This is a genomic window from Longimicrobiaceae bacterium, assembly GCA_036375715.1.
In the GTDB taxonomy this organism is placed as follows: domain Bacteria; phylum Gemmatimonadota; class Gemmatimonadetes; order Longimicrobiales; family Longimicrobiaceae; genus DASVBS01.
The window spans coordinates 15,407-38,187 of record DASVBS010000004.1 but is presented as its reverse complement, the minus strand read 5'-3'; the positions used below and the strand labels follow the sequence as shown (position 1 = coordinate 38,187).

Genomic DNA, 22,781 nt, shown 5'->3' with positions numbered 1-22,781 from the left:
CGCCACGGGGCCGTCTCAATCCGCAAGCTCGTGCAACAGCTCCGCCAATGCGATCGGCTCGGTTTCCGGCGCCGTGTGGTCCCAGGGCCGATCCATTACCTCCCAGCCACCCTCACGGGCGCGCTCGGCCATGCGGGCCATTACCGGAGCGTGAGGAAAGCTGTTCCCGGAGAAGAGGACGTAGCTGCGCGGAATCGCGTTCGCCGCAGGATTGCGAAGGCGGACGGGATCGCGAAAGGGGCCCAGCGGCTGCGGAGTCTTGCGAGGTTGCGGCGGCTCGCGGGGGATGCGCCAGCCATCGCCCTTCTCCTTGGCCAGCGCCTCCATGCGGGCCGCCAGCTCCGGGATGATGTCCTGCAGCGCCTCCCCATCGCGCGGGACGAACGCGTCCAGATAGACGATCCTGCGGATACGTTCGGGGACGCGGTCGGCGACCACCGTCACAATCATCCCGCCGTAGCTGTACCCGACCAGCACCACGTCACGCAGGTCCTCGAATTCGAGAACGTTGACGATGTCCTGGACATGGGTTTCGAGGGTGATCTCGGGGGAGGCGAGATGCACCCGCTCCCCTACTCCGGTGACCGTCGGGGTGTACACCTCATGCCCCGATGCCCGGAGCTTTCGGGCCGTGGTCTGGAAGTACCAGCCGCCAGACCACCACCCGTGAACGATCACGATCGTCGCCACTTTTCCTCCGCCTCTGGTTCCTGGGTCGACAGCGGAGGCAATCTCGGTTGGCTCGGACGGGGCAGCAAGTCGCTGCGCGTGAGCGGGCGATCGCCGGGCGGGGCTCGTCCGCGTCGCCGGTCCAGGGCCGTGGGCCGTGCCGCGTTGACTGCGCCGACAGTCCACCTCCCTTTAGGCACGGGCGCTTTCGATGAGCCGAGCCCCGCCGCGGACAAGGCGTCAGCCCCCTGTAAGGGCCCGGCGCAGCTAGTCCATCGTGGCCAGCTCGCGGTTCGTGAGTCGCGGGCCATAGGCGCGGCGATACTCCACCTTGCGCTCGATGGCCCGGATCACCTCGATGCCGAAGTTCGTGCCCGCGAGCTTGCTCGCGGCGTTGAGTCCGCCGGTGCTGATCGTGTTGATCTCGACCAGGCGATCGCCCACGATGTCCAGACCCACGAAGAAGAGGCCGTCGGCGATGATGCGCGGCGCAACCGCCCGGGCGATCTCCAGCATGCGCTCGGTGACGCGCACGGCTCTCGGCTTCCCGCCCGCCGACATGTTGCTGCGGAAGTCACCACTCGCGCCCACCCGCCGCAGAGCGGCGTACTTCCCATCCACCAGGAGCGGGCGGCCATTGACGAGGAAGAATCGTACGTCGCCCTTCTTGGCTTCGGGTAGGTACTCCTGAGCGATCACATAGCTGGACCGGGTGATCGTCTCCACGATCTGCTTGAGGTTGCTGGTGTCCTCCCGCAGCAGATAGACGTCCTTGCCCCCGTAGCCGTGCATCGGCTTCAGCACGATGCTCTTCTTCTCCTTGCGGTAGAAGTCCAGGATCTCGCCCACGTTACGGGTGATGATCGTGCGCGGCCGCACCCACTCCGGGAAGTGCTGGAGGTAACTCTTGTTGACTGCGAAGGAGAGTGTGTAGGGATGGTTGAGGACGATCACACCGTGATGCATGGCGAGCTGGCCGAAGGCCATGCCCGCGTCCCGCTCCCACAGGGCATCCCCTTCCCCTTCCGCCGGGTTGTAGCGCAGCCAGAGAACGTCCAGGTCGGTGCAGACCAGGCGCTCGCGGGGCGCGTCCCGTCCCTGCACCGCCTCGATGAAGCGCTTCTGATCCGTGGCCTCCGGAGCGGGGCGGGCTTCGGCGGCAATCGTTCCATCGGTGCGGTAGGTGAGGTCTCCCACGCCGATGAGGAAGACCTCGTGGCCCAGGGTCGCGGCCGACCACGCCATCAGCACGGTCGCTGCGGTCGGCACCTCGGTGTCCACGTCGTTGACGACGAACCCGATTCTCATGGCTGGTCTTCTGTGACGAGTGCGATCAGCGGGATCCCTGCCCTGACCGCCTCGAGCCGGCGCAACGCGGCGGGGTCGTCGAGGAAGCGCGGAACGAGAGGCGGAGCGCGCAGGATGCGCCGATGCCGCAGCTCCTCCACGACCGGGATGTGCCTCTGCGCGATCTTGCCGATGTAGAGCGGATGCAGGTCTCCACCCGAGCGGAGATACGCGAGCAGACTGATGAGGCCGCGAAGGTAGATCAGGTCGCGAGTGAAGCCCCCGCAGGTGAATACCCGGGCCACGATGTGCCACGCGCCCCGAGGCGTGAATCCGTACCCACCTGTCAGCAGAGCGAATGTCTCGACGAAGGTGGCGCCCTGCTCGACCGCGTGGGCGGCCAGCACCCGCGCGGCGAGCAGGCGCATCCTGCTCCGATCAAGGGCGCCGACCAGGTACTCGGCGAGCACGGCGAGTCCTTCCTGCAACTCGTCGTAGCCCGCCAGGCCGAGGGACAGCTGCTCGAACGGCTGCGCGGCGCCGTTCACGAAGGTGAGCACGTGGGTGCCGACCTCGTGATGGAGCAGGGCCCCGACCCGACTCGGCGCGATGCGCAGGTGCGAGCCGATCAGCAGGTTTCCTTCGGACACCATCAGCCCGACCAGGTCGGGCCGGATCTCGATCTTCCGATCCAGGATGGCGGGATGCCGCTGCGCATAGTGGGCAAACTCCGCTTCGGCCGCGCGCAGGAACTCACGCGAGTCCACCCACCTCTCGCGGGTGGCGGGCCTGCCCCGGGGCGGCGGGATGGTCCGCAGCAGCTCGGTCGCCACCTCGAGGAGCTCGTCATCCACCGCTCCGTAGAGGCGCATGCTGCCGAAGCGGAAGTCGGGCGATCCGCGTTCGCCGAGCATCGATAGCTGTCGGTCCAGCTCCTCGCGCTTATCCTGCATCAGGTAGGCTAGGGCCGGATCCTCGATCAGCTCCAGGGGCACGTTGTAGAGTTGCCGCTTGAGCAGATCCGGATCCATCGGCAGCAGCCGGTAGTGGAAGACCGGGTCTCGCTGATATTGATCTGCGCGGAAGCGATCCCAGGCCTCGGCAATGTTCACCGGCGAGGTGAGGATCAGCAGCGAAAAGGAGCGCTCGATTGCAGCCAGCGCGCGATCCGCCTCCCGGACGAAGTCGGCGACGGTCTGCGTTCCCAGCGCGTGATAGTTTTCCAGCTCGAAGGTGGTCTGGACCCGGATGAACTCGTACGCCGTCTGTCGCAGCGCCCGTGAAAGGGCGCGTTGCAGGCGCCGGAGAAAGCGGGGGTACACTGGACCGTCCGGTCCGTCGCGATAGATCGGGGGGATCTCCAGCCCCAGATACAGGATGCCGCGCTCCCAGCTCTCGCGGATGGAGAGGATAGGGGTGGCGCCAGGGGGACCGCGTTCATCACTTTCCTGAAACGCGACGTCGAGCCCCGGATAGAGCTGAGCGACCTCTTCGAGCTCCCGCGTGAGCGCTTCGACCGTTTCGGGCGCCGGGCCAGCCGGACCGCGCACCGCGAAGGTGGTGCTCCCTGGAGGCCCGGCCCACAGCTCGAGGACGAGAAAAGCGCCATAGGTATTGGATCCTGCTTCGGCGACGCGCCGCACCAGCGCGTCGACGCCCTTTGCCCCCGTCGTGGCCGCGAGGACGGCCGCTTCTCCGCCGAGCAGGCGCACCGTTCCTTCGTCCCTGCCCTCTTCCGACGCGCGATGAACGAAGAGGTAGGGCAGTCCGCGCTCGAGGCTGAGCCGACCGCCGTCCGGGAGCTGAAGCTTCACCGCCTCGCGTCGCTCGATCCGCGCGGCGATCTCGTTCAGCTGGGATGGCTTCAGTGCAGTCGTGGTCACGGCCCTCCTCTGCGGCTCGAACGGAGCGGAGGCAGAGCAAGGAGCTCGCCAGCGTGACCCCTCTCACCAGCCCGGTCCCTCCTCTCGCGGACCGTTGGCACCCTCATCCACCTCTTCGCGAGCCATGATTCGAGCTACCGTCGTCGCCCTGGCAATCGCACTCCCTGGTGTCGTCGCTGCGCAGGAACCCACAGATGCGAGCGTCGAGGGGGTTCGCGCCCACGAGGTGAGCCTCGAGGAGATTCGCACCCGCGTGGTGGCTGCGGGTAGCGAGCACCCTCGGCTCTTCGCGAGCGATTCGACTTTCTCCCAGATCCGGCAGAAGATCGAGCGGAATGCACGCGCGCGGGAGCTCTACCAGACCCTGCGCCTGCAGGCCGAGGCGATGCTGTCCGTCGCCCCGGTAGAGCACGTGGTCACAGGACGGCGACTACTGAGCGAATCTCGCAAGGCCCTGCGTCGTATCCTGACCCTCTCCATGGTGTATCGCATCAGTGGCGACCAGCGCTTCCTGGAGCGAGCCCGTGAGGAGCTCCTGGCCGTCTCCGCTTTCCCTGACTGGAACCCCAGCCATTTCCTGGACACCGCGGAGATGTCGCTGGCGGTGGCGGTCGGCTACGACTGGCTCTTCGACGAGCTCTCACCGGACGATCGTCAGATCATCCGGACGGCGTTGCTGGAGAAGGGGATCGAAGCCTGGAGGACCCACGGGGAGTGCTTCACGGCGACGAACAACTGGGGACAGGTCTGTACAGCGGGAATCAGCGCGGCGGCGCTGGCGTTGCTGGAAGTGGATCGCGAAATGGCTACCGAGGTCGTGCACAGCGCGGTGGCCAGCGTACCGCGGTCTATGCAGGCCTCTTTCTCCCCCGACGGGACCTATCCGGAGGGTCCCGGTTACTGGGACTACGGCACCTCCTTCAACGTAATCCTGATCGCCGAGCTCGAGTCCGTGCTCGGCTCTGATTTCGAGCTGACACGCGAGCCTGGCTTCGACCGCACCGCCGAATACATCAACCACGCTACGGGCCCCACGGGCCTCTTCTTCAACTACGCCGACGGCGGGCCCACGCGCGGACCTCTCCCCGCCCTGTACTGGTTCGCCGAACGATTTCAGCGGCCCGACTGGCTCCTGCTGGAGAACGAGCTGCTCCCGCGGTACCTCCGCTCGGAAGAGGCGATGGAAGTGAAGGGTGCGGGAGCCCGTCTCCTCCCCTTTGCCCTGCTCTGGATGCCGGAGCAGGAGACCCCGGCCGAGAACCGCATGCCGCTGCACTGGGTGGGGCGCGGCGAGATCGGGGTGGCGATGCACCGGACCTCCTGGGACCCCGATGCGACCTTCGTGGGGGTGAAGGCAGGCTTTGCGGCCGGTCCGCACGGGCAGATGGACGCAGGCTCGTTCGTGCTCGACGCGGCCGGGGAACGGTGGGCGCACGACCTGGGGGCGGAGGACTACAACCGTATCGAGTCGCTCGGCATGGACCTGTGGAACCGCGAGCAGGAGAGCGACCGCTGGCGCGTCTTCCGCAACAACAACTTATCGCACAATACCCTGGTGATCGGCGGCGCGCCGCACGACGTCGAGGGTCACGCGCGGATCATCGAGCACACTCCCAACCGGACGGTGGTTGACCTAACGCCCGTCTACCGTGGGCAGGCCGAGAGGGTCGTTCGGGAGGTGGAGATCGTGCGAGTGGGAGAGGTGGTGGTGCGCGACCGGCTGGAGGACGTCTTCGGCGGCCCGGTGCGCTGGGGGATGGTCACCCGCGCGGAGGTGGAGATCCGCTCCCCGCACGAAGCCGTCCTGCGGCAGAACGGCAAGGCGCTTCGCCTGCAAGTGGTGGCGCCCGAGGCCGCGGAGTTGAGGCTTTACGAAACGGAGCGGCCCCCTGCGGCGCACGATTCCCCGAATCCCGGAACCCGCATGATCGGCTTTGAGATGGGCCCCGCAGAGGCGATGGAGCTGGAGGTGCGGATGGAGGTCGGCCAGTAGAGGCGGCCCTACGGGCCGATTCCCTGCAAGATGCCTCTCTGGTCCGCAACGTTGGTGTGCAGGCGCCCTCGGGCCCGGTCAGATGCCTCGGGCAGCAATCAAAAGGAACCCCGCGGGGCGCCTAAGCCGCGCGGGGTTCTTCGTCGACCCTCGGACTTACGGAAGCCTCAGTAGCCGGGGTTCTGCTGCAGGTTCGGGTTCAGGTCCATCTCCCCGAGCGGAATGGGCCGCAGTAGGTGGACCTCCGGGTTGAAGCGCGAGTTGGCCGTGTCGTCACCGAAATCGATGTCCGAGCGGTCGATGAGGCCCGCCCGCAGCCAGCGCACGAGGTCGGCGAAGCGCGAGAACTCCAGCGACAGCTCCGCCCTGCGCTCGTACATCAGCGCCTCGAACATCTGCTCCTGCGACACCGGGACGACGTCGGGGAGCAGGTTCGCCGGCTTGGTGAAACTCGCATACAGATCCGCGTCGGCCGAGGCGGCTCCGTACGCCGAGTCCCATGCGTCCCGCGCACGAGCGCGCACCTGATTGATCAGAGCCGCGGCACCGGCCAGGTCGCCGCTGCCGAGGATCTTCGCCTCTGCCAGCAGGAGCAGCACGTCGGCATAGCGGATTAGCCGTTCGTTGTTCTGGCTCACCGACTGATTCAGCATCTGTCCACCCGCGTAGTTCTCGTACGGGCGGATGTACTTGGCCGGTGTGTGGCCCGTCACCGACCAGCTCGCCGCCTCCGTCGCGTTCACATTGGCGCCCTGACAGCCCCAGACGAAGTTGTAGGGAACCGGCTGCTGGCCGTCGCACGCGCGTCCGTACTGCTCGCCCGTGGAGTAGAACGTCCAGTACGCGCGCGGATCACGCACCACCACCTTGACCTGCTGCCCGGTGCCGGGAACGGTGACGGTGGCGGAGTCGTAGCGCTCGAAGAAGTCGACGAAGGTCCGGGTCATGATGATCCCACCGTCACCCCAGTCGAACCCGCCCGGCGCGTTCACACCGTTGAAACCGCCCGCGCCCGTTGCCAGCGGACGGCCCGTTCCCGCGGAGGCGCCGCCGCCATTCTCGTCGGTCGCCGCCCAGCCGTTGATGTCGGTGCCAAACGAGGCCTGCAGCTCGAACAACGACTCCGCGTTGTTCTCGGTGCGGTAGTCGAAGTTGTCCTTGTAGGGGACCAGCGAGAACTGCCCGCTGTTCACCACTTCCTGCAGGTGCTGTTCGGCCTCGGCATACTTCTCCGGCTGATTGAACCACTGGGCCCGGTACAGCTCGACCTTCCCGAGGAGGGCACGCGCCGCCCACTCGCTGGCGCGCCCATCTTCCAGGTCGAGCCCCGCCAGACCGGTAATCGCATCCTCGAGATCGGCCTCGATCAGGTCCCAGATCTCTCCGGGTTGCGAATTAGCCAGCCGGGTCTCCTCGATCGATGACGCGACCTGCGTCACCACCGGAGGGGTCCCGAACATCCGGGCGAGAATGAAGTTGAAGTAGGCACGCACGAACTTCGCTTCGCCCGAAAACCGAGCGATCTCCTCCGGGGTAAGCTGGTCGGTCAGCTCCAGCTGCTGCAGGATCAGGTTGGCCCGGAGGATCCCGCGATAGCTGACGTCCCAGATGTAGCCGATGCTGTTGTTCGTCGGCGTCCAGGAGAAATCGCTGTCCTCGTCCGAGCCGGGGGCGCGGGTGTCGTCGTCCGGCAGGAGCATCTGCTCGAAGATCGACTGGTCGCGCCCGCTATAGGTAAGGTTCTGGAGGGTCGAGTAGGCCCCGATGGTAGCCGCCTCGAAATCTCCCGCCGTCTTATAGAAAGTGCCGGTATTGAGCGAGCCGAACGGTTGGGTATCGAGCAATCCGTCGCAGCGCGCGAGCACCAGCGCGCAGGCGACGGGCACCACCACCCCTAGGGCGACTCGCTTGCGGGTAGTGAACATGAGAGTTGGCATCGATAGAAGAATCTCCGATCCCTCCCCGACCCGACCGGATTCAGTCGGGCCAGGGCGGGATGCGCCTCAGAAGGTGGTGCTGACTCCGATCTGGAAGATGCGCGGCTGCGGCACGTTGCCGTCGTCCGTACCGGCCCCGAGCTGCGACTGGTTTCTCGCCTCGTTGAAGGCGTTGCCGCGCGAGGTGAACTCCGGATCCAGCCCGCTGTAGTCCGTGAGCGTCCACAGGTTGGTAGCGGACAGGTAGATCCGGGTGTTGCGCACCGCGCTGCCGAAGATATCGTCGGGCAACGTATATCCGATCTGCAGCGTCTTCAGCCGGAAGTAGTCGGCGTCCTCGATCCAGCGATCCGAGAGGCGGGCGTTGCCGGCGGGGTCGCCGCCGATCGCGCGCGGCATGGTCCTGCTCGGGTTCTCCGGCGTCCACCGATTCTGAGTGGTAGCGAGCTGGTTGCCCCCGCCACCCGCCATCGTCTCCAGACTGCGCCGCACCTGGTTGTACGCCTGGACGCCCGTTACGCCGGTGAAGAAGGCGGTCAGGTCGAAGTTGCGGTAGGCGGCGTTGAAGTTGATGCCGTAGTAGGCATCAGGAATCGTCTTGCCGAGATACGTCCGATCCGCCGGGGTGATCATCCCGTCCGGAGGCGTCTCAATGAGCTCACCCGTTTCGGGATCCCTTTCGTACTCCCCGCGAATGTCCTGGAAGCACATGTCGCCGGCTTCGGCGTGGTTTCCGCCGATGGTATTGTCGACGACTTGCGAGGCCTCCTCGTTGGTCTGGTACACCCCACAGGTCTTGTATGCGAAGAAGTGGCCGATGGGGAATCCGACCTGGGTCCGGTAGATGCCATCCTGCTGGTACTCCTCGACTCCCGAGGTGAGCGAGCGCAACTCGTTCTTTACCGTGGTCAGGTTGGCGCTGATGCCCAGTAGGAGATCGTTGGCGAGAACCGTGTTGTAGCCCGCCTGGAACTCCCATCCGCTGTTCCGCACCGAGCCCACGTTCACGGGCGCCTCGCGGAAGCCCGAGAGCACCGGCACCGGAATCGCCAGGAGGAAGTCCTTCGTGTCGCGCCGGTAATAGGTCGCGGCGAAATCGAAGGCGTTGTCGAAGAGGCTGGTCTCGAAGCCGATGTCGGTGGTCTCGTTGGTTTCCCAGCTCAGCTCCGGATTGGCCAGTCGTGGCTGCGGAGTCGGCGCGAGCTGCACCTGCCCGCCGATCTCGTAGTCGGCCCAGAGCAGCACGGACACGTACTGCGGGTACTGCCCACCCGTGATCTCGGAGTTGCCAAGCTGACCCCAGCTGCCACGGAGCTTCAGCTCGTTGATCCAGGGTACGTTGAACCAGGGCTCCTCGGTGACGCGCCAGCCCGCCGAGATCGCCGGGAAGGTCCCCCACTGGTGCCCCGGTGCGAAGGTCGACACTCCGTCGCGACGGATGCTGGCGGTGAGCAGGTACTTGTCGGCGTAGTTGTAGTTCAGGCGTCCGATGTATCCCACGCGGTTCTGCTCTCCGGCACCGCCGCCCTTCTTCAGCATCTGGTCGCCAAGCGCCACGATCCGCCGCAGCTCGTAGATCGTGTTGACGAAGCCGGTCGTCTGCAGGCTCAGGCTGTTGCCGCGGAAGATGTTGGTCTCCAGCCCGCCGAGGAGCTCGAGATTGTGGTCACCGAAAGACGCGACGTAGTTGGCCGTGTTGGTGGAGACCAGGGTGTAGTTGTCGCTGCGAATGTCCTCGGCGATCTCCGCCCGAGCGAAGCCCGTCATCTCGTTGGTGAGCTCCGGCTGCCAGAAGTAGATGCTATTGATCCCCCAGTCGACGGAGTTCTGCGAGCGGACGGTGAGGCCCGGAAGCAGGTCGACCTCGCCGTAGACGCTGCCGATCACACGGGTAGTGCGATCGTTCACGTCCACCAGCTGGTTGGTGGAGTTGAGGTTCGGTCGGGTGAATCCCGCGGTCTGATAGTTCCCGGTCAGCCCCTTGGGGTTGGTTGGACTGACGAGGGCGGGGTCATAGGCCAGGAAGATCGGCGGCTGCTGCAGCACATTGTTCAGGATCGTGCCGTCGCCGTAGTTGGCCGAGCCCCGCAGAGTCGTCTGGTTGGAGACCGAGAAGTTCTCTCCCACGCGGAACCAGTTCGTGATGTTGAAATCACTGTTCGCGCGGAAGCTGTACCGCCGCAGATCCCACTTGTCGACGATGGCGTCCTGCTGGTAGAACCCGCCCGAGACGTAGTAGTTGACGTCCTCCGAGGCGCCGGAGATCGAAATGTTGTGGTTGGTGATCGGCGCGTCGTTGTGAATCCCCACTCTTGTCCAGTCGGTGTTGCGCGCCAGCAACTGCGGCAGCACCGGAGAGCCGTCCCGCAGATCGGGGTGCTGCAACTCGTACTCGGGAGTCCCCGGCACCCGGCCGAAGTACCTGTTCTCGTTGTCGATCGCTTCCCGCTCCAGCGCCAACCACGCCTGCGCGTCGTTGAGGTCGAAGTACTTCGGGAAGCGCTGTATCCCGTAGTAGGCGTCGTACTGGATCGTCGGCTTGCCGAGTCGGCCCTGCTTGGTCTGAATCAGCACTACCCCGTTGGCCGCCTGCATGCCGTAGACGGATGCCGCCGACGCGTCCTTCAGAACAGAGATACTTTCGATATCGCTCGGGTTGATGGTGGCTAGCGGGCTCGCAGTCCCGGCGGTTCCCTTGCCGATCGGAACGCCGTCGATCACGAAGAGTGGCTGGGTGTTGCCCACCGTGCCCACCCCGCGGATTCGCATCGCCACCGGCGCGCCGGGGATTCCGGACTCGGTCGTCACCTGAACGCCGGAGACGCGTCCCTGAATCGCCTGGTCGGGGCTGGCAATGGTGGCCTTCTGAATCTCTTCGGCTTCGACGACCCCCACGCTTTCCGTCAGGGTGGCGCGTCGCGCCTCCCCGTACCCGATCGCCACGACCCCCTCCAACTCCACCGCGCTCGAGGTCAACTGGGCGTTGATCTCGGTGCGGTTGTCGATCGCAACCTCGACGGTCGTGTAGCCGAGCCTCGAGAATACGATCACGTCGTTGGGGGACGGAGCCGTCAGCTGGAACCGGCCGTCCGTATCGGTCAGCGTGGAGATCCCGGTTCCCTGGACGTTCACCTGCGTGCCTGGCAGCGGCTGTCCCGTTGTTGCGTCCGTAACGCGGCCCGAGATGGCGTGCTGGGCCACGGCCGGCACCGCGGAGAAGAGCAGGAGTGCCAGGACGAGAAAACCCCGCCGTCCGGACCGCATCCACCCTCTATCGGGGGCGGGATCCTGACTCGCGAGGCTCCGCGGAATCCTACATTGATTCGTTCCCATTGGTGGTTCGCACATCGCTGCTGGAGTGGACCGAAATCGTCGCGATTGAGAGCGGAACGAACTACCGGACTGGTTACGTGGGGGCGGGCAATCCTTTCGTTGGAGGTGAAAGCGGAGGTGAAGGCAACGGACCGGACGCGGCCGCATCGGCCGCACGAACAGACGCAAGCGCGAGCTGGATGAACGCGAGGAGGGTTCGCATGGCAAGGCGTGGCGTACGAAGGCCTCAGGCTCCCGATGGGAAAGCAGGGAAGCTCACGACCGCAGGAGGAGCACGGTCGCACGTCGGCTTCGTGGCGTGTATAGTCCTGATCATCTTATGACTTGACGTCCTGTGGGGCAAGCAAACCGGGTCCGGCGCCTCCATCCGCGTGCCCACCGCCATCTTTCCAGGGATGACGCTCCAGGCTATGCTCTGGAGACCCATCCCTGCGACCACGCCCGCGTGGAGTCCATCCCCCACACACCCCTCCGCACGATATGCTCGCCGTCCGCTTCAGGTCCTCCCGTGCTGTGTGGTCGTTGCCGCTGCTGTCGATCGTTCTCGGCTGCCATGAGCCGGAGGCGCTACGTCTGGCATCCCAAACGCTGGTGGGCGACTCGACCTGCGTCGCCTGTCATCAGGAGCAAGCCGAGTTCCTCGGCACCGCGCACGCTGGCACCTCGGCGCCGGCCAGCGCGGAGACGATTCACGGGAGCTTTGCGGAAGGGGAGAACGTCCTCAGAACTTCGAACCCGCGGCTCTTCTTCCGGATGGTCCAGGCGGGAGGAGACTTCTTCCAGGAGGCCGTGGAGAGTAGCGGAAGCGACACGACACGCACGATCGAACGCTTCGACATCGTCGTCGGATCGGGGCGAAAGGGCCAGTCATACCTCTACTGGCGGAGCGACCTCCTTTTCCAGCTCCCCATCTCCCACTGGACCGGGATCGGCTGGGCGAACAGCCCGGGGTATCGCGACGGCGTCGCGAACTTCAATCGTCCGGTTCCGCCGCGCTGTCTGGAGTGCCATTCCACCTACGCCGCCTCGCTGCCCTCCCTGGGCGGCGGCAATCGGTACGATACGGCGTCGCTCGTCCCGGGGATTTCCTGCCAGACCTGTCACGGGGCGGGGGGCGAGCACGTTCGCTGGGCTCAGACCGGTAGCGTGTGGCGATGGCTCCGGAGCGCGGCGATCGTGAACCCCGCTGATCTTCCGCGGGAGCGGCGAGTAGACGGATGCGCACTCTGCCATGGGGGCATCGGCGAGTCGATCCAGCCGCCCTTCTCCTACCGACCGGGGGAGCCGCTGTCGGCCTACCTTCACCAGCCGGAGCCCTCGCCAGACGAGCCGGTGGACGTGCACGGCAACCAGGTTGCCCTGCTGGCCCGCAGCGCCTGCTTCCAGCAGAGCGACATGACCTGCTCTACCTGCCACGACGTGCACCGGCCGCAGCGCGACATCAGCGAGTTCACCGCCGTCTGCACCTCCTGCCACGTACCCGGCGAGTCCCTCGACGCCGACCACGGTGCCGCCATGCCCGGCAACTGCGTCGACTGCCACATGCCCAATGTGGAGACCAACGTGATCGTCGGCGACCAGCTCGGCAGGGTGCTGAAGCCGCGGGTGAGGAGTCACCGCATCGCGGTCTACCAGTGACCTCGAGGCGCGCGCGCCAGGCTCGCCGGCGGAGCCGGGTGCGCGGCCTCCCGTGAGCGACAAGCGGCTAGCTGGGCACCTCCCACATGGGGGACGGCGTGTGCGCCTCCTCCATGATCTCCAGGAAGCGCTGCACCAGATCCGGGTGAGAGGCCGCCAGGTCCTGGGACTCGCGGGGATCGGTCGCCAGGTTGTACAGCTCGATCTCCCCGCTGAGCATCGGCTGGCGCACCGCCTTCCAGTCCCCCATGCGTGCCGCCTGGGCGCTCCCGCGCTCGTAGAACTCCCAATAAAGGTAGTCGTGCTCCGGAGCCTCCCCTTCACCGGTCAGCGCGGCCACCATGGAGAGACCGTCGACCTCGTCCGGTACCGAGGCACCGGCGAGCTCCGCCACCGTCGGGAAGATGTCCCACATGGCCCAGACCTGGTCGCTCTCCGCGCCCGCCGGGATGCGCCCCGGACCCCAGGCGATCATCGGCACGCGAATCCCCCCCTCGTAGAGGTCCCGCTTGCGCCCGCGGAAGGGGCCAGAGCTCGCGAAGAAGTCCGGGTCGGAACCGCCCTCCACGCTGGGACCGTTGTCGCTGGTGAAGAGCACGATGGTGTTCTCGGCCAGTCCGTATTCCCGCAGACGGTCGAGGATGCGGCCGACATCGCGGTCCATGCGTGATATCATCGCCGCGTAGGCCGCGTGCGGCATGGGCTGCGGGCCGTAGTGTTCCCCGGGGAAAGGTGTCTCGGGGAAGATGCTGTTGCCGTCTGCGTCCAGGTACGGCGCGAACGCGTCCTCCGGCGCGGCCAGCTCAGCGTGCGGGATGGTGAATGGAACGTAGAGGAAGAAGGGACCGTCGCGATGCTCGTCGATGAACTCGAGCGCCTCGGTGGCGATGCGGTCGTGGCTATACTCCCCTTTCTCCAACGCCCGACCGGCACCCACCGTGTTGGGGGCGGGCTCGGTCCGGTTCGGCAGGGGCACGCGAGTCTCATTGTGCCAGAGGAACTCCGGGTAGTAGAAGTGCGCCCGCCGCTGATCGAGGTAGCCGAAGAACTCGTCGAAGCCCTGGCGAGTGGGAATCCCCTCGGACTCCGGCGCACCCAGCCCCCATTTGCCGAACACTCCCGTCGCATAGCCGCGGTCTTTGAGGACCTCAGCAAGCGTGACCGCCTCGGCGGGCAGCGGCGCCTGCCCGATCGGCAAGACCTCGCGATTCCCCCGGATCGGCGTGTGGCCGGTATGCTGCCCGGTCAGCAGCACGCTCCGCGACGGCGCGCAGACCGTGCTTCCGGCATAGAACGCCGTGAAACGCGTTCCCTCAGCCGCCATGCGGGCGAGATTCGGTGTCTGGATCTTCTCCTGGCCGTAAGGCTGGATATCGCCCCAACCCATATCGTCCGCCATGATGATGACGATATTGGGCGGCCCCGGTTGCGAGGAGGTTGCTGGGGCCGAAGGCCCGCACGCTGTCAGGGCGGAGATCGCCAGAACGGTGGTCGCGAGAGGTCTCATCGGGCTGACACTGGAAATGGAAGGTGAGGGGACGCCGCACGCCCCCTGCAGGAGATCGGGTCATTCGCCCGGCCGGGCGGCCGGACGTTAGCGCCGGGGTACGTGAACGCACGTAGCCCGTCCGCGCAAGGTTTGGCCGAAAAAGGCCTGTCCCCGTTCGATTTTGTGACAGCGACCGGGGCTAGGAGACCACCCTACACCCCTCCGCCGACACCTCCACCTCGACCTCCCGTGGTGGCGTCAGTCCGAGCAGGGCCGCGGGGGTCGTGGAGGCCATCGCCCACGCCTCCTCGAACCCGAAGCCGCAATGGGTTGCCACGTTCACCACGGCGCGGTCGAGGGTGAGTGACGAGCCCGCGAGGTTTGGCTGCCCGGGCACCTGGACCCGTCCGCTCGGCGTCGCCTCCACGACGGCGTCGCCGATCGAATAGCGGCCCGGCGGTGCATCGGCGGCGGCGACGGAGTCACTCACCAGGATCGACCGAGCCGCCGTCTTCGCCCGGAGGAAGTTCTTCAATGTGTACCAGGGCACGTGGTGCCCGTCCGCGATGAAGCTGGCCGCCAGGCGGTCGTCTCCGAGCTGCGCCTGCACGTAGTTGTCGAGCCGCGGCAGCATCTGGTGCGACCCGTTCCCCAGATGCGTCGACAGGCGAGCGCCCGCCCGTACCGCCGCGTCGAGGCATTCGGCGGAGGCGGCGGTATGTCCGATCGCCACCACGATACCCGCCTCGCTCAGGCGCTCGACCAGCTCCAGCGCGCCGGGCAGCTCCGGCGCCAGGGTCACCAACCCCACCCTTCCCCCGCTCTCCTCCATCACCCGCCACACCAGATCGGGCTGCTCGACCGGCAAAGCGCAGGATTCCCGCGGATGCGCCCCGCGCGGGCCGTCTTCGGGCGAGATGAAGGGGCCTTCGAGGTGCAGGCGCGGAAAGTTCGGCTCCAGTTCGGGATCCTCCCGCAGGATCTCCCGGTAGCGCCGGGCCGCGGCAACGAGCCGGTCGGTCGGAGCGGTGATCAGGGTCGGCAGGACGACGGCCACCCCGCGCCCTGCCAGGCCGTCGCGCACCCGGCGGAAATCCGCGGCCGCCCAGGTAGCCGGATCGGAGTTGAAATCGAAGCCCCCGTAGCCGTTGACCTGCAGGTCGAGCAGCGCCGGCCCGGAGAAGCGGTGCGGCAGGAGGTCGCTCACGACGCCGCGCCTGACGAGAGGAGCGATGCCGAGGCGCGGTCGAGGAAGAGATGACAGCGGGGATGTCGCTGCAGTACCGACGCCGGAACCTCCGCCGTTACCGGCCCGGCCACGGCGGCGCGCACCGCCTCGGCCTTCCGCTGGTCGGGCACGGTGCAGACGATGGTGTCGGCCGAGAGGATCTGGCGGATGGACATGGAGATCGCCTCCCGGGGCACGCTCTCGATCGAGGGGAACCACCCCTCCCCTAGTTGCTGGCGACGCGAGGCGTCGTCCAGCGTTACCAGCAGGTAAGGCTCCTCAGTCTCGAAGTCCGCCGGGGGATCGTTGAACGCCAGGTGGCCATTCTCACCAATGCCGACGAAGCCTACCGCCAGCGGAGTACGCCTCACCAGGTCGGAGAGACGTGCGATCTCCGCTGCCGGATCCGCCTCTCCGTCGATGTAATGGAAGGCGCCGATCGGCGTCGGCAGCCGCTCCACGAACCGCTCGCGCATGTAGCGGCGAAACGAGGCCGGATGGGTTGCCGGAAGTCCGACGTACTCGTCGAGGTGGAAGGCGGTGACGCGTCCCCAGTCGACTTCGGGTTCCGTCACCAGCGCCGCGAGCATCTCGAACTGCGAGGCACCGGTGGCGAGGACGATGGCGGCCTTACCGTCTCGCCGCAGCGCCTCCCGCAGACGCTCCGCACCCAGCGCCGCCGCCCGCTCACCCATGATCTGCTTGGTCTCCGCGATGTCGATCTTCACGATCTCCGCTCCGCACCGGTGAGGGTTTCCCGCCGTTGTTCATCCATCACCCCGACCGAGGCCCTCGGTTCGGAGGTAGACCGGCGGTACATCCAGAGCCCGCCGACCGTGAGCGCGATACCCGCCGCCACGTCGATCATCATGCCCTGTCGTGTCGCGGTGAAGAAGGCAGCGCCCAGGAGGAGCACCCCGATACCGGCCGTACCGAGCCCGGTCGCACGGAAGGGGGACGGCGTCGACTCCGCCGCAGGCTCGACCGCCGGCTCCCGATCCGCCTCGAGTGGAGTGTCCATGCGCGCGAAGAAGCGACGGCTGCGCTCCACCTCCTCCGCGTCGCGGCGCTCGAAGACGGTGTAGGCAATCATCGCCAGCACGGTCACCCCCACGTTGATGAAGATCGCGTAGGCGCCGAACTCGAAGGTGATCCACTCCGGATCGAAGCGCCCCAGCCCCGGCAGGTAGAGCCGCTGCAGGGCAAGGGTGGCGAAGCCGGTGATCAGCCCGACCAGGAAGCCGAACATCGCCCCGCGCTTCGAGAGGCGACGGAAGAACAGGCCCCCGAGCAGCGGCAGCATCATCGGCGCGACCGCGACCCCGAACACGGTGACCATGATGCTGAAGAGCGGCGTATCGGGATAGAGCGCCACCAGCAGCCCGATCCCCAGGATCACCAGGCCGATGACGACGGTGAACACGCGGCCCGCTCGCAGCAGGTGCTCCTCGGAGGCGTTCGGTCGGAAGAGCCGCTGGTAGATGTCCCGCGTGGCCACGCTGGCGAGCACGTTGTACTCGGAGCTCAAGGTGGACATCGATGCCGCGAACATCGCCGTGATCATGACCCCCATCAGCCCGACTGGTAGCAACTCGAGCGACATGGCGGCGTAGGCGTCGCGGGTGTTCTCGAGTCCCGCCAGCAGGTCGCGCGACAGCATCACCGGCAGGTAGAAGAGCGGCGGTCCGATCACGTGCAGGGCCGCGGCCAGGAGCCCGACCTTCCTCGCCTCCCCCTCGTCCTCGACGCTGTAGAAGCGCTGCACCAGCGCCCAACCCGCGTTGTAGTTGAGCAGGATCAGGATGAAGAAGCCCAGCACGTAGACGGCGGAGTACGGCGGGTTGAAGGCGCTCAGGTACCCGGCGGACGGGGCGGATTCCAGCAACCCGTCGAACCCGCCTCCGCGCACCAGCGCCAGCGGGAAGATGATCAGGAGGGCGAGGAAGAGGACGATGCCCTGCACGAAATCGGTCACCGCCACCGCCCACAGCCCTCCCAGGAAGGTGTAGACCAGGAGTACGACCGCCGAGACGGTGATGGCCCAGAAGATGTCCATCCCCATCGCCACGGATACGAAGACCCCGAGGGAATAGAGACGGAGTCCATCGTCCGCGATGCGTAGGGGAAAGCCGCTCCAGGCGAAGAGCTGGCGGAAGAAGGGACTGTAGCGGGCCTCCAGCAGCTCGACCGGCGTGTCCACCCGCGCCCGTCGCCAGCGGCTCGCCGTCCAACGCGCGGCTACCAGGCAGGCTGGCACCGAGACCCACCCGAGTGTCACCGCGACCCAGCCGTAGAGGTACGCGACCTCGCCGTAGGCCACGAAGGCGAAGGCCGAGAAGGTCGTCATGTAGTACGACACCCCGGCCAGCCACCAGGGCATGCGTCGGCCGCCGGTGAAGTAGTCGCCCGCCTGGCGCATGAAGCGCTTCAGGTACACGCCGATGGCGAGGAGCACGACGAAGTAGCCGGCGACGACGATGTAGTCCGGGGTCTGGAGCTGAGACTCGATCACGGCAAACGCGCGTGCTGGGAGCTGAAGTTGACCGGATCGCGCAAATTGGCTATTTTTCGTGGATTGAGGGGCGTTAGCTCAGCTGGGAGAGCACCGGCTTTGCAAGCCGGGGGTCGGGGGTTCGAGCCCCCCACGCTCCACTGGAACGGAACGAAGGCCCTGTCGTGAAATGTGGCAGGGCCTTCGCGCGTTCAGGAGATGGATCCCCGCCGACCGGGCGCCCTCAGTCGCGCACCATCCCCTCGGAAAACCGCCTCCCGCCCAGGAGATGCAGGTGCAGATGCGGGACGGTCTGGCCGCCCGCCTCGCCGCAGTTGATGATCACCCGATAGCCCTCCTCCAGCCCGCCCACGGCCCGCGCCACCTTTTCCACCGCGAGAATCGTCTTTCCCGCCATCTCCGCGTGGGAGTCGTCGAGGTGGGCGATCGAATCGACGTGTTCCCGCGGCACCACCAGCACGTGTACCGGGGCCTGGGGACGGATGTCCTTGAAGGCGACCACCGTCTCGTCCTCGTAGACCATGGAGGCGGGCAGCTCGCCCGCGACGATCCTGCAGAAGATGCAGTTCTCGGCCATTTCTCTCGTCGATCAGGGTTCCTGGACAGGCACGAGCAGGGCGGACCACCAATCCTCTTCCCGGTCCTCCCTCGCCACGCGCAGCCCCGCGGCCTCGGCGCTGGCCACCACCTCGTCGCGCTCCCGCTGGAGGATGCCGCTCACGATCACCCGTCCTCTCGGACAGAGCGCCACGCGAAAGACGGGCAGCAACGGTTGGATCACGCTGCTCAGGATGTTGGCCATGACGAGGTCGAAGGGGCCTTCGGCGGCGATCAAGGCCGGATTGGCCATCGTCTCGATGAGCCGAACGCGGTCGTCGACCTCGTTCCGGGCAAGGTTCTCCCGGGCGTTCACGTTCGCGTCCGCGTCGTATTCGATCGCGACGACCTCGCGTGCGCCCAGCCGTACGGCTGCGATGGAGAGGATGCCCGACCCTGAGCCGACGTCCAGCACGCGATCGCCAGCCTGCACCTGGCCGTCCAGCAGACGCAGGCATCCCCGCGTGGTGGCGTGCTCGCCGGTGCCGAACGCCATCTGGGGATCGATGTCGATGACGATCTGGCCCGGCGCGGCGTCGTAGGCCACCCACGACGGCTTGGTCACGATTCGGTCGGTCACCTGGCGCGGCCCCAGACCCCTCTTCCATTCCCGGGACCAGTCCTCGTCCTCCTGCCACCACCAGGCGAGCTCCGGAGGCTCGTCGTCTAGGATCCATTCCATCAGGAAGGACCGGGCGTGCTCGAGGAAAGCCTCGGGATCGTCGGGCGGTGGAAGATAGGTGACGAGCAGCTCTCCCTCTTCCGCCACCGAAAGGCCGCCGAGAGCAAGAAGCCCCTCCCCGAGCAGCTCGCGGAGCGGGTCATACAGGGGGAGCCGCGCCGAGAGCACGAACCAGCGCTCCGGGCTCACGACTCCATCTGCGCCGAAGCGGCCTCGTCCTTCCAACCCTCGCGCTGCGAGTCCCGCCGATCCATCCCCGTGCCCAACGTCGATTCGCCCACCAGCCATGCAACCAGATCAGTGAGGTCCCGACCGTGTGTCATCCGTTCGCGCATTCGATCGGAGGCGTTGCCGCGCTCCAGGATCTCCCCGATGCCTGCCAGCACTTCGCCGTCGCCGAGCTGTCGGGAGATCGGTGCGAGTTCGTCGACCAGCCGGCGGATCGCATCGCGAATCGAGACGGTTCCGGAGGTGGAGCTGGGATCGATGATCCGTGCGTCCAATCCGTATCGCGCCACCGTCCACTCGTTCGCCGAGATGACCGACACGTCCGCCGCGTCGACCAGGCCGGTGGTCGGATGGGCGAGGCTGCCCGCGGCGGCAGCGGCGGTGAGCGCCCGGGTCAGCGCCGCGATCGCCACGGCATCCTCCAGTCGCGGGCAGACATCGGAGATGCGGTATTCCACCGTCGGGTACTCCGGGTGCGGACGGATGCTCCAGTAGATGGTGCCCTCGTCCATCGCGGCTCCCGAGCCGACCAGCAGCGCTACGAACCGCGCGTACTCCTCCTCCGAGTGGACGCCCGGGAAGGGGCCGGTCAGCGGGAGTCGCCGCCAGAGGATGTTCCGGTAACTGGCGAATCCCGTGTCGCGCCCTTCGTAGATTGGCGAGCTGGAGGAAAGGGCGAGAAGGTGCGGGGTGAACCAGCGTGTGGCAACGAGGAGCCGTACGCGATCTTCACTCGAAGGGATGGCCACGTGTATGTGCATCCCGAAAACCTGCTCGGTTCGCACCACGCGCGCGAAGTGCTCGCGGATGCGATCGTAGCGCGCTCCGCGGGTCATCAACTGCCCCTCCCAGGAGCTGAACGGGTGCACACCCGCGGCGACCACTTCAAGGTCCTGGCTCGCCGCCGTGGAGGCGACCTGGAGGCGCAGCCGACTCAGCTCGGAGGCCAGCTCAGCGGCATTGCTGCAGACGTGAGTGCCAACCTCGACCATCGACTCGTGCACCTCCGCCTGGAGCTCACCCGCCCAGTCCGCCGCCAGTACGTGCCGCGCACGACTCACCAGCTCCCGGCTCGTGGTGGAGACGAGCTGATATTCTTCCTCCACCCCGACGGTGAACTCACCGCGGACTTCACTCGCCATTGGTGTGACTCCCGGCGCTCGGCGCCCGGTTAAGGGGTCGGCCCGTCACCACACGGTTTCCGACAGACAATGCTAATGCTTCAGGGCAAGCCCGTCGATACTCGATCTTACGCTACAATATGCCAAGCCGCCATTGCGGCGATCGTGAGACCACCTGTTTGGACATGCCGCTCTACTACCGTTGCAAGAGTTGTGGCGAGGAGCACCTGTCGCCGATCGTTTTCCCCGACCGTCGGTCGTACGACCGCTCCCACCTTACCCGCAACCTTTTCGTCTGCCCTGGGAATCGGGGAGCGGCCCGGTACAGCAAGGCGGACTTATACTGGCGTACGGATCTTCCCATCCAGCCCACGCAGTCCGCTCCGGCGCCCGTGCTCTGCGCCGACTCCGGTGGCGGACGTATCATGATCGTCGACGACGAGGACAGCCTCGTCTGGTCGCTGGAGAAGCTGCTCCAGCAGGCGGGTTACCGCGAGTTGGCGACGTTGACCGACTCGCGGGAAGCCGTCACTCTGTTCGACTCCTTCCGTCCTGACATCCTCCTCCTCGACCTTCAGATGCCGTATCTGGACGGATACGATGTCCTGCGCGCGCTGAAACCGCTGCTGGCGGGCGACCGGAACTTCCCGATCCTGGTGATGACGGGAGAGGTGCAGCCGGAGGCGAAGGTTCGCGCCCTCGCCGAGGGGGCGCGCGATTTCATCACCAAGCCTTTCGAGCAGATCGAGGTACTTCTGCGGGTCAAGTCGCTCCTCGAGATGCGGAAGCTCCGGCGAACCGTGCGCGCACAGGCCCGCATGCTGGAGCGTCGGGAGTGGGAGGAGGGCCTGGAGCGCGAGCTGCAGGAGGCAGCCCAGGGCTGATCCGGCGGCCTCGACCCGGCAATGGGTTAGCCGCCGGCGCAGCAGCAAGCGTCGGGTCCGCCATAGAGGCGCGGTCCTCAGAGGGTGAAGAAGGCTTCCACCACCTGAGGATCGAAATGAGCGCCCGACTGCCGCCTGACCTCTTTCCGGATCCTCTCTCGCGGCCAGGCTTTGCGGTATGGGCGATCGTGCGCCAGGGCGTCGCAGTAGTCCGCCAACGCGACGATGCGCGCCGGTAGCGGGATCTCCTCGCCCCGCAGTCCGTGAGGGTACCCCGTGCCGTCCCAGCGCTCGTGGTGCGAGAGCGCGATGTCGCGCGCCACGCGCATCAGCTCCGAGGCGCCGCCCTCGAGCATCCGCGCGCCGATGGTGGTGTGCGTCTTCACCAGCCCGAACTCCTCCTCGGTGAGGGGGCCGGGCTTTTTCAGCAGCGTGTCCGGAATCCCCACCTTGCCCACGTCGTGCAGCGGAGCGGCACGGCGAATCAGGTCGACCTTCTGCGCATCCAGGCCGAGCACGCTGGCCATGCTCGCCGCTACCTCACCCACCCGGCGGGTGTGATGGCCAGTGATGTCATCGTGCATCTCCACGGCCGTGGTGAGCCGGTCGAGGATCTCGATCTGAGCCGCCTGCAGCTCGCGCGTGCGCTCCTCGACCTCCCGCTCCAGCTCGGCACGGCGATCCGCCAGCCGGCGGTGCAGGAACCGCGTTTCCAGCAGGTTCTCGATGCGCAGGAGCACCTCGATCTGGTCGAAGGGCTTGCGGAGGAAATCCTTGGCGCCGCTGGTGAGCGCCTTCTCCCGCGCCTCAGCCGAGATGTCGCCGGTGAGCACCAGCACGGGCAGATACTCGTCTTCGGACAGCTCGGCGCGGATCTCCTCGAGAAGGGAGAGGCCACTGCGGTAGGGTAGGTGCAGGTCGAGCAGCACCAGGTCCGGATGGAAGGTCCGGAACAGGGTCACCACCTGCCGCGCATCGCTGGTGGTGGCGAGGTTCCGGTAGCCCTCTTGCCGCAGCATCCACTGCAGGAGCATCACGATCGAGGGGTCGTCCTCTACGATCAGGATGCGGGCGGTCTCCATCTGCTCGCGGCGCGTTACCGCGCGCGCGACGTTTGGCTGCACAGTCATTTCAGCACCCGGCGCGAGGGCACAGGATCGTGGCTCACACAATTTTGACGTAAGATATGTGCCTGGCAAGGCACATGATGTTGTGCCAGGCGTTGAGCGCGCTATTCGACTCTACGCGCCGTTGCCCGTGGGACCTGGTGAAGCTGGATAACGGCTGGGGCAAGGGGCTT

Annotated in this window: 16 protein-coding genes and 1 tRNA gene; 4 read left to right on the top strand and 13 right to left on the bottom strand. The window is 66.7% G+C overall.

Going from position 1 to position 22,781, the window contains the following annotated elements; genetic code table 11:
* Nucleotides 1-15: 15 nt before the first annotated feature.
* The 3 genes from VF167_00300 to VF167_00290 all read right to left on the bottom strand — a co-directional run bounded on the left by VF167_00300 (nucleotide 16) and on the right by VF167_00290 (nucleotide 3,839).
* Nucleotides 16-690 (bottom strand): alpha/beta hydrolase family protein, encoded by a 675-nt coding sequence (locus tag VF167_00300; protein ID HEX6923837.1) that lies wholly within the window; start codon nucleotides 688-690, stop codon nucleotides 16-18.
* 246 nt (nucleotides 691-936) lie between these two features.
* Nucleotides 937-1,977, bottom strand: a complete 1,041-nt coding sequence (locus tag VF167_00295; GenBank protein ID HEX6923836.1) for a hypothetical protein — start codon at nucleotides 1,975-1,977, stop codon at nucleotides 937-939.
* Nucleotides 1,974-3,839 (bottom strand): tyrosine/phenylalanine carboxypeptidase domain-containing protein, encoded by a 1,866-nt coding sequence (locus VF167_00290; GenBank protein HEX6923835.1) that lies wholly within the window; start codon nucleotides 3,837-3,839, stop codon nucleotides 1,974-1,976. The genes VF167_00295 and VF167_00290 overlap by 4 nt, the downstream gene beginning before the upstream one ends.
* A gap of 124 nt (nucleotides 3,840-3,963) precedes the next feature.
* Between VF167_00290 and VF167_00285 the strand changes: the two genes are divergently transcribed.
* Nucleotides 3,964-5,832, top strand: a complete 1,869-nt coding sequence (locus VF167_00285) for a heparinase II/III family protein (GenBank protein ID HEX6923834.1) — start codon at nucleotides 3,964-3,966, stop codon at nucleotides 5,830-5,832.
* 167 nt (nucleotides 5,833-5,999) lie between these two features.
* Here the strand turns inward: VF167_00285 and VF167_00280 are convergent, their stop codons facing one another.
* Nucleotides 6,000-7,769 carry a RagB/SusD family nutrient uptake outer membrane protein gene (locus tag VF167_00280; GenBank protein ID HEX6923833.1) on the bottom strand — a complete coding sequence of 590 codons (1,770 nt, stop codon included), beginning with the start codon at nucleotides 7,767-7,769 and terminating at the stop codon, nucleotides 6,000-6,002.
* 66 nt (nucleotides 7,770-7,835) lie between these two features.
* The gene (locus VF167_00275) at nucleotides 7,836-11,033 is read right to left on the bottom strand and encodes a TonB-dependent receptor (protein HEX6923832.1); all 3,198 of its coding nucleotides are present in this window, start codon (nucleotides 11,031-11,033) and stop codon (nucleotides 7,836-7,838) included.
* Nucleotides 11,034-11,624: 591 nt separating this feature from the next.
* Here VF167_00275 and VF167_00270 point away from each other — a divergent pair.
* Nucleotides 11,625-12,740, top strand: a complete 1,116-nt coding sequence (locus VF167_00270; protein HEX6923831.1) for a multiheme c-type cytochrome — start codon at nucleotides 11,625-11,627, stop codon at nucleotides 12,738-12,740.
* Between the two features lie 67 nt (nucleotides 12,741-12,807).
* On the opposite strand, the gene VF167_00265 is transcribed toward VF167_00270, so the two are convergent.
* From VF167_00265 to VF167_00250, 4 genes are all read right to left on the bottom strand, one after another.
* Entirely contained in the window at nucleotides 12,808-14,247 is a 1,440-nt protein-coding gene (locus tag VF167_00265) for an arylsulfatase (GenBank protein HEX6923830.1), read from the bottom strand.
* A gap of 181 nt (nucleotides 14,248-14,428) precedes the next feature.
* Nucleotides 14,429-15,436 carry a hypothetical protein gene (locus VF167_00260; GenBank protein HEX6923829.1) on the bottom strand — a complete coding sequence of 336 codons (1,008 nt, stop codon included), beginning with the start codon at nucleotides 15,434-15,436 and terminating at the stop codon, nucleotides 14,429-14,431.
* Nucleotides 15,433-16,185 (bottom strand): glucosamine-6-phosphate deaminase, encoded by a 753-nt coding sequence (locus tag VF167_00255; protein HEX6923828.1) that lies wholly within the window; start codon nucleotides 16,183-16,185, stop codon nucleotides 15,433-15,435. The genes VF167_00260 and VF167_00255 overlap by 4 nt, the downstream gene beginning before the upstream one ends.
* Entirely contained in the window at nucleotides 16,182-17,969 is a 1,788-nt protein-coding gene (locus VF167_00250; protein HEX6923827.1) for a sodium/solute symporter, read from the bottom strand. The genes VF167_00255 and VF167_00250 overlap by 4 nt, the downstream gene beginning before the upstream one ends.
* Before the next feature lie 67 nt (nucleotides 17,970-18,036).
* On the opposite strand from VF167_00250, the gene VF167_00245 reads away from it, so the two are divergent.
* Nucleotides 18,037-18,109: transfer RNA gene (locus VF167_00245), tRNA-Ala, on the top strand.
* Between the two features lie 83 nt (nucleotides 18,110-18,192).
* On the opposite strand, the gene VF167_00240 is transcribed toward VF167_00245, so the two are convergent.
* From VF167_00240 to VF167_00230, 3 genes are read right to left on the bottom strand one after another with little or no spacing between them, the layout of a single operon-like run.
* Nucleotides 18,193-18,546, bottom strand: a complete 354-nt coding sequence (locus tag VF167_00240; GenBank protein HEX6923826.1) for a histidine triad nucleotide-binding protein — start codon at nucleotides 18,544-18,546, stop codon at nucleotides 18,193-18,195.
* A gap of 12 nt (nucleotides 18,547-18,558) precedes the next feature.
* Nucleotides 18,559-19,437, bottom strand: coding sequence for a 50S ribosomal protein L11 methyltransferase (locus tag VF167_00235; GenBank protein HEX6923825.1), 879 nt, complete (start codon nucleotides 19,435-19,437; stop codon nucleotides 18,559-18,561).
* Nucleotides 19,434-20,618, bottom strand: coding sequence for a YbdK family carboxylate-amine ligase (locus VF167_00230; protein HEX6923824.1), 1,185 nt, complete (start codon nucleotides 20,616-20,618; stop codon nucleotides 19,434-19,436). Before VF167_00230 ends, VF167_00235 begins: the two co-directional genes overlap by 4 nt.
* A gap of 404 nt (nucleotides 20,619-21,022) precedes the next feature.
* Here VF167_00230 and VF167_00225 point away from each other — a divergent pair, with 404 nt between their 5' ends.
* Entirely contained in the window at nucleotides 21,023-21,481 is a 459-nt protein-coding gene (locus VF167_00225) for a response regulator (protein ID HEX6923823.1), read from the top strand.
* 77 nt (nucleotides 21,482-21,558) lie between these two features.
* On the opposite strand, the gene VF167_00220 is transcribed toward VF167_00225, so the two are convergent.
* Nucleotides 21,559-22,611: an HD domain-containing phosphohydrolase gene (locus tag VF167_00220; protein ID HEX6923822.1), complete on the bottom strand. Its 1,053-nt coding sequence runs from the start codon at nucleotides 22,609-22,611 to the stop codon at nucleotides 21,559-21,561.
* Between the last annotated feature and the right edge of the window lie 170 nt (nucleotides 22,612-22,781).